The sequence below is a fragment of the Natronorubrum sp. A-ect3 genome (assembly GCF_041821125.1).
Taxonomy (GTDB): domain Archaea; phylum Halobacteriota; class Halobacteria; order Halobacteriales; family Natrialbaceae; genus Natronorubrum; species Natronorubrum bangense.
In genome coordinates this window covers 202,623-219,853 of record NZ_JBGUBB010000001.1, presented here as the reverse complement: position 1 = coordinate 219,853, position 17,231 = coordinate 202,623, and the positions used below count along the sequence as shown (strand labels likewise).

The following is a 17,231-nucleotide window of genomic DNA, read 5'->3' as shown; positions in this document are numbered from 1 at the left end:
CGAATCCGTGTGTGTCGCCGTCGTTATTCGACGTACCGGTACTTCCGTTCGCCCATTCGACCCCAGCCGTCGAAGACGAACTCTTCCTCGGGCGTCGTGAACTCCTCGACGTCGACGTCCATGTCGTGGTTGTGGACGTCGTGGATCTCTTCGTAATCAGCCCAGCTGAGATCGTATCGAGCCTCGAGCTGTTCCTCTAAGTTCAGAGCCGCGATCTCTTCCTTCCAGCCCTCTTGGACCGTCTCTGCGTGGCCTTCCGCCTGTGCGCCGGAGCCGTAGGAGCCGACCAGCAACTGGCTGCCAGCGAGGTCGAGACCGTTCTCGAGACCGTGTTTCAACGCGCTCACGCGAGCGACGTGGACGGAGCCGGTGTACCAGTTGCCGACCTCACGGGAGATCGTCAGTGTCGGATCGATCGTCTTGCCGTACCACTCCTGATACGTCTCGGTGCGCTTGAGCTGGTCCGTATACTCTCGGAGCGCGTCACGGAACGCTTCGTCGTCGTCGAACGCCTCGGCTCGTGGCTGGCGGCCGATCTCGTCGGCGAGATCGTCTTCGATCTGGGTGTCACGAATCATGTGCCGGTAGACCAGCAGGCCTGCCTTGCGGACCATGCCTGGGAACGGCGTGTGGAACGGGATGTAGGCGAACTGGTCGGGATGGGTGTCGCCGGCGACGCTCTCGTAGTCCTCAAGCGCTTCGCGCATGCGAGCGAGATACACCTGTACCGAGCGTTTGCCGTCGACGGAGGGGAACTGCTGGTTTGGTTTGAGGAAGTCAGTCTCGTCAGCCGACCCATAGCCCTGATTGGTCGAAAGTTCGACGAGATCTGGATCTTCGGAGATATACATCGCGACGGCACCGGCACCCTGGGTCGCCTCGCCGGCGTCACCGCGGGCGTACAGCGCCGTGTCGGTTGCGATCACGAGCGCGCCGCGGCCACGATTCCGGCCCGCACGGATCCAGTTGTAGGCGTCGTCGAGGCTCTGTGTGCCCGCGATACAGGCGAACTTCCGCTCGCCTTTGTTCGCGTGGTGGAAGTCGCCGTCGTACACCTGCTCTAAGCAGCCAGCGACGTACGTCGAAACCGGCTTCGAGTTGTCAAAGGCGCTCTCGGTCGCGACGTCGATACGGCCGATATCGTCGGGCTCGAGACCCTTGCGCTCCATCAGCCGGTGGGCAGCATTTGCGCCCATCGTGACGATGTCTTCGTAGCTGTCGGGGAACGAACTCGCGTTGAGACCGAGCCCCTTCGTGTACTTTTCGGGGTCCTCGCCCTTCTCGGGCGCGAACGTTCCCGGCAAGTCCAGTTTGAGGTTCCCGGTCCAGATCTCGATGGCGTCGATACCGACTGCTGTCATAGCTACTGAATATTGCCGAGGGTATATGATATTGTCGTTCGATAGTTCGACAGTCGTCGTAACTGTATGGGAGACGCGTTCGGACGGCGGTTTGCGGAGAGAGTCGTCCTTCAACTGCCAATATGGGTCGGTGACGAGGGCTGTTGAACCACGCCTTCAGTCGCAGTTCAACCGATTTAATAGTTGGACCAAATGTTTTATTAACTTCGTGGCTGTACCAACAGTCGGGTGGAAACACAGTCGCTGACCACCCTTCGATCGGTACTCCCCGCGATTTCCGGCCGACACGCCCGCTCTCTCGAGTTGCCCCCCTCGCGTTGGCGGTCTGTGTCGACACTCGTGCCATCGGGCCCGGCCTCGCTGGGACGTCCCCCACCCCCTTCTGTACGGCATCGGACGCCGTCTCCTGTTCAGTGCCGACCGCGACGAGAGTTATAGTAGCCACTGCACGTCACTGCACACCTGCTCGCATGACGGGAGCGCGGTTCGGAACGAACGAAGAGAGTGAGAACCGCGGGACAGCGAACGGGGAGGGACGATCCGTGAGCGAACGACGTGAGTGAGAACCGCAGGACAGCGAACGGGGAGGAACGACCCGTGAGCGATGCGATCAGTGTGTGAATCGTTTCAGTTGTTACTATAGTCGTCGTCGGTTTCTGGACCTGACTCGGAGCCACTCGAGGCGACCGCACTGGAACTTGGCACTTCGACGTCGTCTTCATCTCGCAAGAACAGCGATCGTTGCGTGCCAAAGGCGAGCGCCATTGAAGCGACAGCGACCAACGTGATGAGCGAAAAGGGGCCGCCAGTAATGATCGCTGCCGCCTGCAGTGCGTCGACACCGCCCGTAACGATCAACAACGAGGCAAGTGCACCGATGAGAAAGCCCCAGATAACTCGGTTGGTCGTCGACGGGCGCTGTGTCCCGCCTGTCGTGAGCATTCCCAGTGCGAGCGTCGACGAATCCGCAGACGTGATGAGAAAAAGGAGGACGAGCAGGAGAAACAGCGCCGTCAACAGTCCACCGAGTGGCAGTGCCTCGAAAAGCGGATACCCCGCACCTGCTTCGTTGTACGTCTGGATTGCGGAGAGAACATCAGCTTGCCCGTCATCTTGCAGGTAGATTGCTGTTCCTCCCATTGTTGCGAACCACGGAATCGTAATCCCGGTCGATGCCAGAACACCAGTCACAGCCACCTGACGGACAGTGCGGCCGCGTGAAATTCGCGCGATGAACAGTCCAACAAACGGCGTCCAAGAGAACCACCAGGCCCAATAAAAGATCGTCCAGTCGCCAACCCAATCCGAGACGCCGCCACTTCCGGTCTCAGCAGTGCCAGTGTAGAAACTCATCGGGATGAACTGGCTGATGTAGGTTCCGAGTGCTTCGGTTCCGATCGCCGTAATATAATTCGTTGGCCCGAGCAGGAAGGTGACGAGTGTCAACGTTGCAAACAGGGACAGATTGACGTAGGAAATCCGGCGTATGCCTTTCTCGACTCCGAGTGCGACCGATGCTGTGAACGCGACAGTCATGCCGGTAATAATGAGGACCGTCCCCAGGTCACCGACCGAGATGCCCATCGTCCACTCGAGACCAACCAGAAACTGACTGCCGACTAACCCCAGTGTCGTCGCAACCCCGCCAATCGTCGCGAACACCGCCAGAATGTCGACAGCTTTGGCGATCGGGCTGTCGAGATTGTCGATACCGATCCACGGTGCGAGCACCGTCGAGATACGCATCGGCGCATCGTAGCGATACGCACAGTAGGCAATCGGAAGGGCGACGACGACGTACGCTGTCCACGCAGAAACTCCCCAATGAAAGAACGTGTACTGGATCGCACTGACGGCTGCCTCCGAGGACTGTGACTGTGCACCGACGAAGGGTGAGACATCGTCGTAGTGTGAAACGGCTTCTGCCGGTCCCCAGAAGACGATTCCAGCGGCGATTCCCGCTGAATACAACATCGCAAAGTACGAGGGGAAGGCGAACTCCGGTTCCTCATCCTCCTCGCCGAGTTTGATATTGCCCCAGGGTCCGAAGATCAAGAAGATAACGAACGCGACGAGAAAGAACATCACGAGCAGGTACCACCAGCCGAACCCGGTCCAAATAACGCTGTTCACGCGATCCATATACGCTGTCGCCGCTTCTGGTGTAACGACGAATGCAACCACCGCGGCGACGGCGATTGCGAACCCGACACCGAAGACGACAGTGTCGAGTTCCTCGAAGAAGCCGTCGTCGCTACCCTTGCGATCTGATTGAGTCATTGGATACGCTGTTGAACGCAACTGATCACGGCTACCCGCGGATGTCTCTGACTGATCATCACTGTACGCTGTCTGAACAGAGTGATTGTCGGGACCGAGTCCCTGGTGGTAGGGCAACGACAGCTAAGTGTGCTGGGCTTGCAAGTAATGCAACACGCAGCCAGCTGTCGTTGCACCCACCGATAGCACTGTCACGTTCGGCGAGCGACGCGCCGTTCTCGTTCCGTGCTCCTCAGGCGAGTAAAACTGCAGAATACCGGCCGTCACGAGCCCACTGTCGGTGACGAGTGATCTACGACGCCGATCGGAGAGATCGTATGAGTTGCCACTCTCCGTGTGGCAACTCGGTGTGAAAATCGGTGGTTCCGTCAGTCGCTAATGAACTTGTTGTCCCGCCAGTTAACGCCACCTTGGCCGGAATTGCGGTCTCGAGGCCCTTCGACGACTTCGATATCAGCCGGTCGCGGCTCGCCTTCGACGATCCGGGTTGCCTCAAGGTCGCCGTCGCGTTCCGAGATTGCGGTCAGCGTTCCTTTTTCGGCGGCTTCGGCGATGCCACAGAGCACGAGGAACATCTGGTACTGGAGCAACGAGTTCTGGAGGACGGTTTCGCGGTCGCCTTTAAACGCCGCGAACTCGACGAGTTCGGATTCAATCTCGTCTTCTTCGTCTTCGTCCCAGCGGAACGAACTCCGTCGTTCGTCGGGGTCTTCCTCGTAGACTCGGTTTTCGGTGATGCTGGCTTTGAGTTGGGCCGTCGGTGTGTACTTGCTGACCGTCTCGTCCTCGGCAACGGCTTTGAGGATGAGTGTGTTGTTTCGCCGCGTTATCTCTACGTCGGTGACGCCATCCGGAAACGTCGCCTCGTCGATATGCGTGCGAAGGTCTTCGAGGGGCAGTTCAAGGGTTGAGTGCAGCCGATATACGTGTCTGGATTCCTCTGTTGACATAGTGGGAAGGTGTGCGGCGACAGTCGCTGAGTTCCTAGTACGAGCGCGTGACTTATATGACCTGCTATTGAATACGAGGGGGATTCAATCGGATGAATATCTCCTCGAGCGGGCGGCTTACTCAGCGTTGAGCGTCTCGGCCAGCTCGCCGCGTTCGTCTAGCTCCTCGAGGATGTCCGAGCCACCGACAAACTCGCCGTTGACGAACGTCTGTGGAATCGTCTCCCAGCCGCTGTGGGACTCGAGTGCGTTGCGGTACTCGCCGAGTGAGTCGAGGACGTCGACACACTCATAGTCGTCACGATACTGGCTGATGAGTCCGATCGCCTTGCGAGAGTACCCACACTGGGGCATCAGTTCGGTCCCCTTCATGAAGAGGACGATCTCGTTTTCCTCGAGTAGTTCCTCGACCTGTTCGTTGACTTCGTCCTGATCAAGACCCTGGTTCGGTGGGAAGTCCATATCCATCATATGTCGTCGAAGGGGGATAGGCCTTACGTCGTTCAGTTTCTGATGTGGCGCTCTTCCGGTGACGACGCCGTCTAGAACCGCTCTGTAGCGTCACCGCCACTGCCAGATCCTGCCCGTTCAGAGATTGAGGCCCCGCGTCGATTCGTGGCACAGAACTACGCGGGATCGAGTCTCACGATTCGGTCGTCGTCTGCCGCTGGAAACGCGCCGCTTGCCCGACCGTCTCGGTTCGACGTGAGCAGATACAGCGAGCCGTCGGGACCGGGCTCGATATGCCGGAGGCGGCCGTATTCGCCCTCGAACAGCGTGTGAGCCGTTGCGGTGAATCGATCGTCGAGCCACGTTGTGTCGTGTCGAACGCCAGTCTCGTCTTCCGACTCTGCCCCATCCTCGAGCCCCCCGTTTTCGGGGCGGAGTGACACGGCATACAGCGCGTTTGACGCGAGCCCGCAGACGAACATGCGATTTTCCCACGGTGTGATCGAATCATCGTCATAGAAGGCGATCCCGGAGGGTGCCCACGTCATCTCGGGGCCGGTGTTGACGACTGGTGGCGTGGCATCGTCGTACTCGTCGTAGCTACCGTACTCCGGGTCGTCCGGCCCGCCGCGGACGAGATCCCAGCCGTAGTTGCCGCCTGGCCGGAGGATCGACACCTCGTCTCGAGCCGCTGGACCGTGTTCGGCCACCACGGGCGTTCCCTGTGGCGTGAAGGCGATCCCCTGTGGGTTGCGATGGCCCAGCGTGTAGGTTCGTTGGTCGCCGTCTGTACCCCAGTCTGGATTCTCAGGGGCTGGCTCACCATCCGGCGTGAGACGGAGCACTGCACCCGCACGAGCGCCGGGATCCTGCGTGAGCGCGGGCTCCTCGGCGTCGCCGGTCAGCACCCAGAGATATCCCTCGGGGCCGAACGTGATCCGACCACCGTTGTGTGTCGTCGCTCCTGAGATTCCATCGAGGACTGTCTCGAGTGTCTCTGACTCGAGGTCGTAGTTGACGACCCGGTTCCCGACCGCGCCGTCATCGACCGTGTAGTAGACGAACAGTTCGGCCCGGTCGGGGTACTCCGGATGGATCGCAACACCAAGCGTGCCACCCTCGCCAGGGGCCGCCCGATCCGGCAAGGCGTCAGCCTCGATGAGCAGTTCGCCGTCGTCGGGAGACAGGTCGGCGTCCGTCGCCAGTGCGGTCGCATCGAATCGACGGACGCCACCAGTGCGCTCGGTGAGGAACGCGTCGTCCGCGGCGAAGACGAGATCCCAGGGGATCTCGAGGCCGGCGACTACTGTCGTCGCGGTCACGTCATCTTCGGATGGTGTGCCGTCAGCTGGTCGCCACTCGGGTTCAGTCCAGTCGTCGTCGGGGATCGCCTCGGGTGTTGTAAGCTCCTGGACGTCTGCGCCGGAGCCTGTCAAACAGCCAGCGAGGGCGATCGAACTGCCGGCCGCCGCGAGGATGCGTCGCCGTGTCGGAGAGCCCATAGCTGATTGAACGGGACGACGACAGGAGTGTGCTTCGGCGCGCTCGAGGCCGTTCGACGGTCAGTCCGCAGTTGCAGCGGGAGATCGCTGTTCGGCGCGTGTCGAACGCCAGAAGCCCTGGACGTACGCGCCGATGAACATCCCGAGGATTCCCCAGAGGATGGCGTAGTTGCCGATGCCGAGGCTGGCGTAGGCGGCGCCGGGACAGATCCCGGAGAGCCCCCAGCCAACGCCGAAGATGCCGCCGCCGATGACGACGTTCTTGTCGAGGCTCTTCAGCCGTCGGGTGTAGATATCTCCCGTCAGTGGAGCCGTCGTGCGTAGCTGCTTGATGCCGAAAAAGGTGATTCCGGTCACGATCGCAGCTCCGAACATCACGAACAGCAGCCCGAAGTCCTCGAACTGCAGGAAGCTCAGCACGACCTCGGGCTGGGCCATGTGGCTAAAGCCGAGGCCGAAGCCAAAGAGCAGGCCGCCGACGAAGATCAGTGGCATGAACAACGGGTGTTGCTCGTGGTCGGCGGTCATACTACGGGCTCACCCCCAGTGCCTGTACCAGCTGTGCCACACCGATCGCGACGAACAGGAACGTCGCGACGCCGATGAACGACGTCCCCGAGACCGAGCCGACGCCACAGACGCCGTGACCCGAGGTACAGCCTTTCCCGACACGGGTTCCGATTCCGACGAGGATGCCGCCGATCAGGAGCCGCCACCACTGGACGTCAGTCGTCCAAATCCCGTCCTGAAAGGCGAGCGCGTAGACGGCCGCACCGGCGACGATTCCCAGTGTGAACACGACACGCCAGTCACGCGAGGGACGATACTGCTGGAATCGCGAGAGACTCGAACCGTACGAGAGTGTCGACTCGAGAAACGTGCTCGCGCCGGCGCTGATGCCGGTCCCGAGATAGATTACGGCAACCCCGAGACCGACGAACAGGCCGCCGATGGCGTAGTGACTGATCCCGTTTGGGAACAGTTCTGACAGCATAGCGACAAGAAGCGTTGCAGTCATACGCAGCGGAAGGGGACGGCAGCGTATCAAAGCTCCCCACGCGGGGAAAATTGTGTCCATCTATGACGGCCGAACACCCCTTGGCTGCCAGTCTCAGTCCGCGGCTGGCGGCGTCGTCAAGATATCGAGTTTGTCAGCCGCATAACCGAAGACGTCGCGGTAGCCGTTGGGGGACATGAGAACCGGATAGAACGGTTCATTGGCGACCTGTGTGTCGCCGTCGGCGGCTGCAAACGGGTCACCAGCGTCGACTCGAGTGAAGTTATCGACGAAGACCTCGTAGGTGTCTGCCCGCTGTTTGTTGATAACATCGGTCAGCTGGTAGACGGGCAGCTCGCGACAGACCGTGTCGCCGGGCAACGCTCCAACGGCCGTCAGGAACGTTCGCGTCAGCCGGTCAGCGTTCTGGGCGGCTGTCTCCGACCCTTGCAGCCCACACTCGACTTCGATCGTGTTGATCTTCGAGAAGAGCCGTCCCTCTGCGAACTGACTGGTTTCGACCATCGCTGCCACCGGCAGCTGTGGTACCAGCTCTTTTGCGGTCTCGCTCACGCCGTTGACGATCGCGAAGGGGTCTGCATGACTCTGTGTCGAATGCATCGAGAACGTGAGACAGCCCTCGAGTTCTTCGACGAGTCGATGGGCGAGCTGGGCTTCATGCGTTTTCGCGTTCGGATGGCCGGGGAACGTTCGATTCAGGTCCTCGTCGACGAACCGCACGCGTCGCTCGAGGGCCGCCTCGTTGGCGACAATGAGCTTGACGGGCCGTTCGACGGTCGGGCGTTCGTCGAGCAATCGCTCGACGGCCCGGACGCCACAGGGTTCATCGCCATGGATGCCTGCAACGACTGCGAGTTCCGGCGTTCCCGACCCGAGCTGTGCAACTCTCATCACCGGATAGATGGGCTCTGACTCCAAAGGCGATTCGGTCTCTCACGAATACAGATGGTCCGGAAAATAGCCATGATAGCACAGACCACGATCGCGTCTGACACTGTCCCGCTCGCCAGCACGTCGACCGAGGCCGAACGGTCACTCCTCGAGTGTCTCAACATACTCGAAATCGACTGCTCGAGCAGTCGGTCGCTCGCCATCGAGAGGGATCTGCCAGTCGTCGATCAGGCCTGGATCATCGATGGCGTTCGTCAGCGTGGTTCGGACCTCGAGCACATCAACGCCGTAGTAATCCCGCGGAACGCCGTGAAGATACTGGAGTGCCGTCTCGAAGAGGCTCCGCATTCCGTCGTCGTTCTCGAAATCAACGCGCTTGTACGCGCCCGCTGCGACTTGGACCATTCCGTGGGCGAACGCGCTTTCGGTGGTTCCACGCCCGTAGTTGTACCATTCTAACTCGAAGCAGTCATGCGATTCGTGGAACGCGCCGGAGTTGTAGAGACGAACGCCGTGAACCACCGCCCGCCGAAGCGTCCCGTGTTCCCAGCGGTCGTCGGCAACGAGCCAGCCCGTCGGCGTCTCGGATCCAGCTGGTGGCGAGACGGTGGGATCACGCGTGTGATCGTCCATAGACAGTGTTAGGCGAGCCAGCGGGTAATTCCATCGGCACCAGCTGACAGCAGTGGGGAGATCCGAGCGGTCCGGTTTCGGATCGCCATTCGATGCGGCTGGCGATGTCAACACTGCAGAAAGCGATCTGATGCGCACACAGACGGGTGGCTAAACTGCAAGCAACAGTACGCTGCCACCACCCTCGAGCAGAACGCGGCCTGAAGCTGCGAGCCCAACTGTATAGGGTGGACGTCCCCAACGGAGGTGTATGGAGACACGATGGGCGACTGTCGACGGCGTATACCTCGAGTTGCCCAACGACTGTACCGCCGACGAGCTTCGAACGGCCTTGCGGAAACCAGCCGATACAGTGTTGATCGCAGTTACGGGAGATCTCGTCTCGGTCGTCCACGACGAAGACCAGTCGCTGACCGAGATGGTCGCCGGCTGTGCCGACACGTACTATTTCAGACGGCCGGACGAGCCCGATCGCAACGACGTTCTTTCGGCACCGGAACTCGAGTCAGCACTCGCGGAGTCGACAGCGGCTGAGACCACGTTCCAGCGCCCCGGGATCGATCACTGACGGCTCTCGAGTTCGCTCAAACCGGCACACGAGTCGCCCCGCTTGGGGCCACTAGCGACTGGCACGTAATTTCGAGTCGGTGCCTATCTGCGGCTCAGATATACGATTTGGAAACGTACTCGTCGGGAGAATGCGTCAAACGCCAGCGAACACGCTCTGTCTTCGGTACGTTGTTTTGCAGAAGAATGCTCCGTCAGGGATTTGAACCCTGGTCATCGGCTCGAAAGGCCGAAATGATTGGCCGGACTACACCAACGGAGCGATCATTGCGTTCACACACTGTCTCGCCTCGGTTGGCGATCCAACCCAGCGTGCCTCGAACGCATTAGTCGATTGCGGGGGCCTAGTAAAAAGCGTTCCGTTCTGCGTCCGTAGTGGCAGCTACTGACGTAGTTACGTCACTGTCATTTCAGCCCCGATCGACGTCGAGGTACAGCCAGGTGCTGTCGGTTCGTCACTACTCGAGCGGTCGGAGACGCGCTTGGGTGGGCGAGTGCCGCCGGCATCTCAACGCTTTTGAACGCACACCACAACCCATCTCGCATGAAATACGTCCGATTCCGCGATCCTGCCGGTGCTGTCCGCCGCGGCGAGTTCGAGAACGGCCACGTCCACTTCGGGAACGAGAGCTACGCACTCGAGTCCGACGAGATCGACGTCCTCCCACCGTGTGAGCCGTCGAAAATCGTCTGTATCGGCCGTAACTACGCCGACCACGCAGACGAGATGGGCTCTGACGTTCCGGACCGCCCGTTGATCTTCCTGAAGCCGCCGAACACGATTGCAAGCCACGGCGACACCGTCACCGCACCGGCCGGGAAAGAGCGCATCGACTACGAGGCCGAACTGGGCGTCGTTATCGGCGAGCAGTGCCGTCACGTCCCCGTCTCCGACGCGATGGACGTCGTCGAGGGCTTTACGTGTGTCAACGACATCTCGAACCGCGACGACCAGGAGAAAGAACAGAACTGGATCCGCGGGAAGGCGTTCGACGGCGCTGCACCCCTTGGGCCACTGCTCGCAACGCCTGATGAGGTGCCGGCCGACGCATCGGTTCAGTCCCGCGTCAACGGCGAACCGAAACAGGACGGCTCGCGCGAACAGCTCATCTTCCCGATTCCGGAACTGATCGCCGAGATCACGGCCTACATGACCTTAGAGCCGGGTGACGTGATCGCGACCGGAACGCCGGAAGGCGTCGGTCAACTGTCCGATGGCGACGAGATCGAAATCGAAATCGAGGGCGTCGGCACACTCACACACTCGATCCGACGGCCGTAGACCGGAGTCGAAGTAACTGCGAGGCGAACCTTTTTCGACCTGCTCGAGCGTACGGGCGAGTATGACCGTTCGTTTCGGTGCAGTGACCGTCGACTGGCTCGGCTACGCGACCGTTCGCCTCGAGGGCGAGACGGGGGCTGTCATCTACATGGATCCCGGTCGGTACGGGGTGCTCGATGGGTACGATGCGCGCGATGGCGATCTCGTTCTGGTTTCCCACGCCCACCACTACGATCCTGACGGCATTCGCCGGGTGGCTCACGAGGACGCGATCGTCGTCGTTCACGAATCGATCGACGCCAGCGAGATCGACCGGGTCGACGAACAGCCCGAAGACCTGCCCTACGAGGTCGAGCGTGTCCGTGCGGATGAGTCGTTTGTCCTCGGCCCGCTGGACCTGTTCACCACGCCCGCGTACAACGACCCAGCGGGCCCACACGTCGACGAGCACGGCGACCCGTATCATCCCGAGGGCGAGGGCTGTGGCTTTGCCGTCACAGTCGACGGCGTCTCGGCGTTCTGGCCCGGCGACACCGATGTCCTCCCGCTCCACGACGAACTGGATACCGACCTGCTTCTCCCGCCAATCGGCGGCGCGTTCACGATGGATCGCCACGAGGCTGCCGCGCTCGCGGAACGAATTCGCCCCGAGCTCGTGTTGCCGATCCACTACGACACGTTCGAGGCGCTCGAGACCGACGCTGATGCGTTCGTCGTCGACGTCGCGAACCGCGCGGTTCCAGTCGTGCTCGACGAGCAGTAGCGCCCGGTTATGATACGGACTGCTGTAGTCAGTTACCACCAATCACCGACCCCGCCGCTGGTGATCGGCGGTAACTCGTTACAGCAGACCGTAGAATCCGTGGACATAAGTCACGGATCGCCTAGTCACTCATACTTCCTATGTATACTGTTGGCACGCACACACGTTCTGGGTGGGCTCGAGTGGATCCCTGCCTGAAACCCATCGTCATGGCTCCGTACACCGGTGAGCACCGTGGCGAGTAAGACCGAAGACGGGCTCGAGACGTCCCAGCCCGAGCTTACCTATCCGTCGGCCGGCTGGAAGGGGTTCTTCAAGAACCACTTCGGACCGTCGATGCTCTGGGCGCTGATCAGCATCGGTGGAAGTCATATCGTTCTCGCACCGACGCTCGGTGGGACGTTCGGACTCGTCGCAATCTGGATGTTCGGTCTCATCTACGTCGCCAAGTACGGTGCCTGGGAGTTGGGCATTCGGTATAACTACGGCGTCGGGGCAAACCCGATCGAAGCCTACAGTGATCTTCCCGGGCCGAAAAACTGGGCGCTCTGGGTGACGATCCTCGTCTTCACCGTCATGTACACGTTTATTACGGCTAGCGTCGGCATGAGCACGGCCGCGTTCATCGCCGCGTTGACTCCCGGCTGGCTCACCGCAGCGTGGGCGTACGTCCTCTTCGTCGGCGCTGCCGGCGTGCTCGTGATCACGTCGCGCTACTCCGTCCTCGAGAAGGCGTTGATCGGCTTCACCGTCGCTGTCGGTGTGCTCGTCATGCTCGGCGCCCTCGTTGGGCCGCCATCGCCCGAACGGATCGCCGAAACGACGTTCGCGATCCCCGACCTCACCGGCCCTGCGTTCGTCGCGCTGTTTGCCGCGGCCGCCGGGTTCGCGCCGACCGGGTTCAGTACGAGTATTCTGATCGGCAGCTGGAGTATGGCCAAAGGCGAAGGGGCTGGTGAACTGCGACAGAAGGGGCTCGATCCGAGCAACCCGGCCCACCACGACTACATCCGTGCGTGGATCAAAACCGGCCGCCGTGACTTCAACGTCGGCTACGTGTTCAGTTTCGTCCTGATCGCCGCGATGGTTATTCTCGCGACGAACGTCCTCTATCCGGACCCGCCGACGGACGCCAACCTCGCCTTCGCGATCGGCAACATCCTGAGCGACTCCTTCGGCGAATGGTCGTACTACGCCATGCTGATCGGCGCGTTCGCAGCCCTCTACTCGACCGTTATCACGCTTCTCGACGGGGCTGCCCGTGCAACCGGTGACATTCTCCCGATGGCGCTCGAGGACGAAAGTATCGACAGCGAGCGCATCCGAAAGCTCGTCGTCGCCGGCGTCGTCGTCGTCAGCAGCGCGATGGTGCTCGCACTCGGGAACGTCCCCGTGACGCTGTTGCTCTACGTCGCCGCCATCCTCGCGGTCACGGAGATTTTCTTCTACCCGGCCAACTGGTACGTCGTCGAGAAACACCTGCCCGAGCCGTTCCGCCCGTCTCGAGCCTGGCACGCCTACTACGTCGTCAGCCTCGTGTTCGTCCTCATCTTCGGCGCGATGGGGGCTGCGCTTCGACTCGGATTCATCGGGTAACACGACCTCGAGCGATCCGATTTCTGTCGTCTCTCGTCTGCATACAGCCGTGGCTCCTCTACGATCGTCGAGCGCTGAAAACGGTCTGTAACGAGTTCTGCTGCCCGGCCCGGGTCGGCGACTCGAGGAGCGTTCAGATAACGCCCATCTCGCTGAGACGCTCGATTACTCTCCCCGACCCTCGGCTCGATCTGCGTCTAGATGACACCCATCTCGCTGAGACGCTCGATCACTCTCCCCGACCCTCGGCTCGATGTGCGTCTAGATGACGCCCATCTCGCTGAGACGCTCGGGGAGATACGTCTCCGTCACGAAATCCAATCCACGAGCTGCAAGCGACTGCTGTTCGGACTTCTTGCCGATCTCGAGTTGGAGTTCGATCTGTTCTTCCCAGTAGTCGGTCTGGAAGCGCGGGTCCTCGAGTTCGCTCTCTAAGGCGTTGATGTCCGAGTCGCTGAGCGGGTCGGTCGGCAGATCGTACTCGACGATGTCGGCCGGCTGGATGCCGATATACTGGGCGGCCGGCGTCGCGAGATACTCTGAGAGGTGGGCCGACTTGATCGAGCCGTAAGCGACCGAGCCATAGATCCGGTACGACCACGGGTCACCGTCGGCGAAGACCGTCACCGGGAGGTCGAGTTCGTCGTGGAGTCGCTTGATGATCCGTCGAGTCGCCCGTGCGGGCTGGCCCTTGAGGTGGACGATCAAGGCGTTGTACTCGTCGTCGAAGCCGTTCTCGACGAGTCGGTCCCGCATCCCACCGGTCTCGACGGCGAGGATGAAGTCGGAATCGCAGTCGAGAAACTCGATCGTGTCGGGGTTGTTCGGAATCTGGTAGCCACCTTCGCCGACGTCTTCCTGACAGTGGATATCGCGTTCGCCGCGACGGGTCTGTTCGCGCAGGTGCAGCGGCCCCATGATGGTTGCACCCGACTCCTCCGGGCGCATGTGGAAGTCCTCGCGGGTCACACCCGAAACGATCTCCAGATCCTCGATCAGGCCGTTGGACTCGTCCTGATCCGAAAACTGTGCCTCGTTGTTATCCCAGCTTTCCGAAAGGTAGTACAACTCACGCAGGGTCGAGGAGCGGTCTTCCTCGAGTTGGTTCGCGAGGAACTCGATCGTGTAGACGGCCTTCAGCAGCTTTCGCGCACCGCGGACGGAGTTCGCAGAGCGTGTCGACTCTCGGTCGCCGTACACCCAGACGTCTTTGTCTTCGTCGTACTCGATGTTGTTTTTCGTCCGCGTCGGCACGGACATGTGGGGGATCTCGCCCAGTTCGAACTGGTCGTAAAACTGTGCCGCGAGGTCGATTAACTGTTCTCGTGCCTGCTGGTCGTTGTCTGCGCTCATTGTTTCACCGTAAGTTCACTTCGTTCTGCTCGAGCACTCGGTCGCACGCTCATGCTGACACCGTGAGTTTCTCGCTTTCGACACCTTTGACGTCCAGATCGAACGCCGCATCGTTGGGCACCACGTACTCGAGGGCGGCCTCGTCGTCGCTCGAGACGTCGACGTCCCACTTGACGAACCACTCGCCGTCCATCTCGACGACGGTGGCCTCCTCGGAGAGGTTCGTCGGTTCGGCGGTGACGATGTCGGTGATCTCGAGCGATTCGGCCGTCCCCGAGTTGTTCTCGACGGTGACTGAGACTGCCTGGCCGTCGCCGTTTTCTTTGACGCTGCGTTCGACGAGCACGTTGTTCATGATGCGTGCGACGGCGTCGTTGATATCGGGCTCCTCGCGGTCGGTCACCTCGGCGACTTTGGCCGCCATCTCGGGGAGGATCCTCCCAAGGACGTTCTGTTTCTTCCGGCGCTGTTGCATCGAGCGGCGCTTGTTGAGATAGCTTTTGAGTTCGCGGGCGGCCTCACGGATCGCAAGTTCGATCTCGTCTTCGATCGCCGGCACGTTTGCGACGGCGTCTTTGGACTCGCTTGTGAACGGAACGTTCGTGGAGGCGACGTGGATCATGATCACGGCCGGACCGTTCGGGAGGCCGGACCCGCCAGGCTGGTCGAGCCCGTAGTTGCGCCAGCCGATCGATTTGACCACGTCGGTCGTCGCACACGCGCCGCGCTGGTAGACCAGCGGCACCCGATTTGCAAACCGCATGACGTCGGCACTACCCTCTGCTCGAATCTCGCCGCCGTAGGCGATGCCGGCCTCGACGATGAACGGATCGCCGCCGTGAACGTCGGCGTCTCGAGTCGCAGAAGCGTAGAAATCGGCGTCGAACTCCTTTTTCAGGCCAGCCGTGATCAACTCCTCCGTGATCGGCGAGAGACATCGCGTCGGCGGGGCCATGATGTCGGCCGCACGCATGCCGTCGACGAGGTTGCTGGCGACATCCCGGTCGTTGTCGAGTTCGCGGACCAGCGGAGGGTCGTCGGGAACCGTCGCCATAACGTCCCAGACGGCGTCAGTGACGTTCTCGCGTGCTGTCTCTCCAAAGGAGACGTCGTCGTACTCCTCAGTTAGCGCTGCGGCCCGATCGACGAACTCGCGGAGTTGCGTCCGGGTGAGTCGATGGCGGACGTTGTCGGCCTCGGATTCGTCGTCGAACGTGGCTGCGAGGCGCTCGGCGAAGGCGTGGATGATCTCGTCGTCCTTGCGGGTGCTCGTCGCCTCGTCGGCGAGGTCGTACAGATCGGCGACGAGTCGTGACGCTGCCGTCCCATCTGACTCGCTGTCTGTTTCCGCGCCGTCCGCAGCATCGATGATCTCGATCCAGACGGCCTCGACGGCGTTTTCGCGGACGGTGTCGCCGAACGTCGTTCCGTGGTCGGCTTCGACATCGTCGGCGGCCGCGTCGACAGCGGCAACGACCTCGTGGTGGGCGATTCGGTCGTGGTCGGCGACCGCGTCGGCGATGGTCTCGGCGAAGGCAGCCGTCGCATCAGCACCCTTGTTCGCGGTCGCTGCCGACACTGCGGCACCGACGTCGATGTCCTCGCCCGTCGCGGGTGGTCGCCAGCGCATCTCGCGTCCGTAATGGCGGTCGCGGAACTCGTCGATGATCGACTCGGCGGTTTTCTTGCCAACGCGAGTAAACTCCTCCTGGAGGAATCCAGAAACCGTCTGTGAATCCGTCGCCGACAGCATCTTCATCACAGTGCCGAGTTCGACGCCGTGAGGATGTGGGCGGATCTCTTCGGTCTCTTCGGGGAGTTGGTCCGTCGCCCGTTCGAACTTGAAGTGGTTCTTCGGTTCGCGCAACTCGAGGCGGGCGTGGGGGTTGACGACCGCGGTGTGTTTGATGTAGTCGTGAAGCTGCCCGCGGGCGCGCATGTTTGCCTCCATCTCGAGTTCGATGCGCGTGCCGTGGGGGCGGTCCCACGAAGTCGTCTCCTCGACGCTGATCTCGGGTTCGTTCGCGTCAGTGTCGACGATGAGTTCGAAGTACTGGGCTTCGCTTGCACCCTGGGTTCGACTGGTGATCTTCGCGGGTTTCCCGCTCGTTAGCTGGGCATACAGAACAGCAGCGGAGATCCCGATCCCCTGCTGGCCACGAGACTGTTCGCGCGCGTGGAACCGCGAACCGTAGAGCAGTTTCCCGAAGACTTTGGGGAGGGAGTCTTTCGTCAGACCCGGGCCATTGTCCTCGACGATCAGCCGGTAGTAGTCGCCGGCTTCCTCGATCTCGACGTAGATATCTGGGGCAATGCCTGCTTCTTCGGCGGCGTCTAGGGCGTTGTCGACGGCTTCTTTGACAGCCGTGACGAGACCTCGAGCGCCGCTGTCGAAGCCGAGCATATGCTTGTTCTTCTCGAAGAACTCGGCGATCGAAATCGCCTGCTGGCTCTCGGCCAGCTCCTCGGCGATCCCCACCTCGTCCTCGAGTGTCGACTGAAACGACGTCATTGTCCCCCCATACTAGCGGCGGGGCTAAAAGGTGTGTGTTACCGGAGTGAAAGTGAACCGACGGTTTGAGGCG

General features: G+C 61.3%; 15 protein-coding genes and 1 tRNA gene. 4 read left to right on the top strand and 12 right to left on the bottom strand.

The features are described 5' to 3' along the window. Positions 1-23 precede the first annotated feature (23 nt). The 9 genes from hmgB to ACERJA_RS01030 all read right to left on the bottom strand — a co-directional run bounded on the left by hmgB (position 24) and on the right by ACERJA_RS01030 (position 9,085). On the bottom strand, positions 24-1,361 hold the full coding sequence (hmgB, locus tag ACERJA_RS01070; RefSeq protein ID WP_373606494.1) for a hydroxymethylglutaryl-CoA synthase: 1,338 nt from the start codon (positions 1,359-1,361) through the stop codon (positions 24-26). 627 nt (positions 1,362-1,988) lie between these two features. Next, entirely contained in the window at positions 1,989-3,641 is a 1,653-nt protein-coding gene (locus tag ACERJA_RS01065; RefSeq protein WP_373606493.1) for a BCCT family transporter, read from the bottom strand. 368 nt (positions 3,642-4,009) lie between these two features. Then, entirely contained in the window at positions 4,010-4,591 is a 582-nt protein-coding gene (locus tag ACERJA_RS01060) for a hypothetical protein (protein ID WP_006067811.1), read from the bottom strand. Between the two features lie 117 nt (positions 4,592-4,708). Continuing rightward, entirely contained in the window at positions 4,709-5,053 is a 345-nt protein-coding gene (locus ACERJA_RS01055) for a glutaredoxin family protein (protein ID WP_373606492.1), read from the bottom strand. A gap of 164 nt (positions 5,054-5,217) precedes the next feature. Beyond that, positions 5,218-6,543 carry a sorbosone dehydrogenase family protein gene (locus ACERJA_RS01050; RefSeq protein WP_373606491.1) on the bottom strand — a complete coding sequence of 442 codons (1,326 nt, stop codon included), beginning with the start codon at positions 6,541-6,543 and terminating at the stop codon, positions 5,218-5,220. 60 nt (positions 6,544-6,603) lie between these two features. Beyond that, positions 6,604-7,071 (bottom strand): DUF6691 family protein, encoded by a 468-nt coding sequence (locus tag ACERJA_RS01045; protein ID WP_373606490.1) that lies wholly within the window; start codon positions 7,069-7,071, stop codon positions 6,604-6,606. Position 7,072: 1 nt separating this feature from the next. Further along, positions 7,073-7,561: a YeeE/YedE family protein gene (locus tag ACERJA_RS01040; protein ID WP_373606489.1), complete on the bottom strand. Its 489-nt coding sequence runs from the start codon at positions 7,559-7,561 to the stop codon at positions 7,073-7,075. A 93-nt stretch (positions 7,562-7,654) separates the two neighbouring features. Continuing rightward, positions 7,655-8,452 (bottom strand): succinylglutamate desuccinylase/aspartoacylase family protein, encoded by a 798-nt coding sequence (locus tag ACERJA_RS01035; protein ID WP_373606488.1) that lies wholly within the window; start codon positions 8,450-8,452, stop codon positions 7,655-7,657. Positions 8,453-8,593: 141 nt separating this feature from the next. Continuing rightward, positions 8,594-9,085: a DUF309 domain-containing protein gene (locus ACERJA_RS01030; protein WP_373606487.1), complete on the bottom strand. Its 492-nt coding sequence runs from the start codon at positions 9,083-9,085 to the stop codon at positions 8,594-8,596. Positions 9,086-9,335: 250 nt separating this feature from the next. Between ACERJA_RS01030 and ACERJA_RS01025 the strand changes: the two genes are divergently transcribed. After that, positions 9,336-9,653 (top strand): hypothetical protein, encoded by a 318-nt coding sequence (locus ACERJA_RS01025; RefSeq protein ID WP_373606486.1) that lies wholly within the window; start codon positions 9,336-9,338, stop codon positions 9,651-9,653. A gap of 186 nt (positions 9,654-9,839) precedes the next feature. Here the strand turns inward: ACERJA_RS01025 and ACERJA_RS01020 are convergent. Then, positions 9,840-9,914 (bottom strand) — tRNA-Glu (locus ACERJA_RS01020). Positions 9,915-10,196: 282 nt separating this feature from the next. On the opposite strand from ACERJA_RS01020, the gene ACERJA_RS01015 reads away from it, so the two are divergent. The 3 genes from ACERJA_RS01015 (at position 10,197) to ACERJA_RS01005 (ending at position 13,293) form a co-directional block, all read left to right on the top strand. Next, complete coding sequence (locus ACERJA_RS01015) at positions 10,197-10,934, top strand: fumarylacetoacetate hydrolase family protein (protein WP_373606485.1); 738 nt, start codon at positions 10,197-10,199, stop codon at positions 10,932-10,934. Positions 10,935-10,995: 61 nt separating this feature from the next. After that, positions 10,996-11,697 carry an MBL fold metallo-hydrolase gene (locus tag ACERJA_RS01010; RefSeq protein WP_373606484.1) on the top strand — a complete coding sequence of 234 codons (702 nt, stop codon included), beginning with the start codon at positions 10,996-10,998 and terminating at the stop codon, positions 11,695-11,697. A 225-nt stretch (positions 11,698-11,922) separates the two neighbouring features. Further along, positions 11,923-13,293: an Nramp family divalent metal transporter gene (locus tag ACERJA_RS01005; protein WP_373606483.1), complete on the top strand. Its 1,371-nt coding sequence runs from the start codon at positions 11,923-11,925 to the stop codon at positions 13,291-13,293. 261 nt (positions 13,294-13,554) lie between these two features. Here ACERJA_RS01005 and ACERJA_RS01000 read toward each other — a convergent pair whose 3' ends face one another. Together ACERJA_RS01000 and ACERJA_RS00995 are read right to left on the bottom strand one after the other, a co-directional pair. Next, positions 13,555-14,646 (bottom strand): DNA topoisomerase IV subunit A, encoded by a 1,092-nt coding sequence (locus tag ACERJA_RS01000; RefSeq protein ID WP_373606482.1) that lies wholly within the window; start codon positions 14,644-14,646, stop codon positions 13,555-13,557. A 49-nt stretch (positions 14,647-14,695) separates the two neighbouring features. Then, positions 14,696-17,158: a DNA topoisomerase VI subunit B gene (locus tag ACERJA_RS00995; RefSeq protein WP_373606481.1), complete on the bottom strand. Its 2,463-nt coding sequence runs from the start codon at positions 17,156-17,158 to the stop codon at positions 14,696-14,698. Positions 17,159-17,231 lie beyond the last annotated feature (73 nt).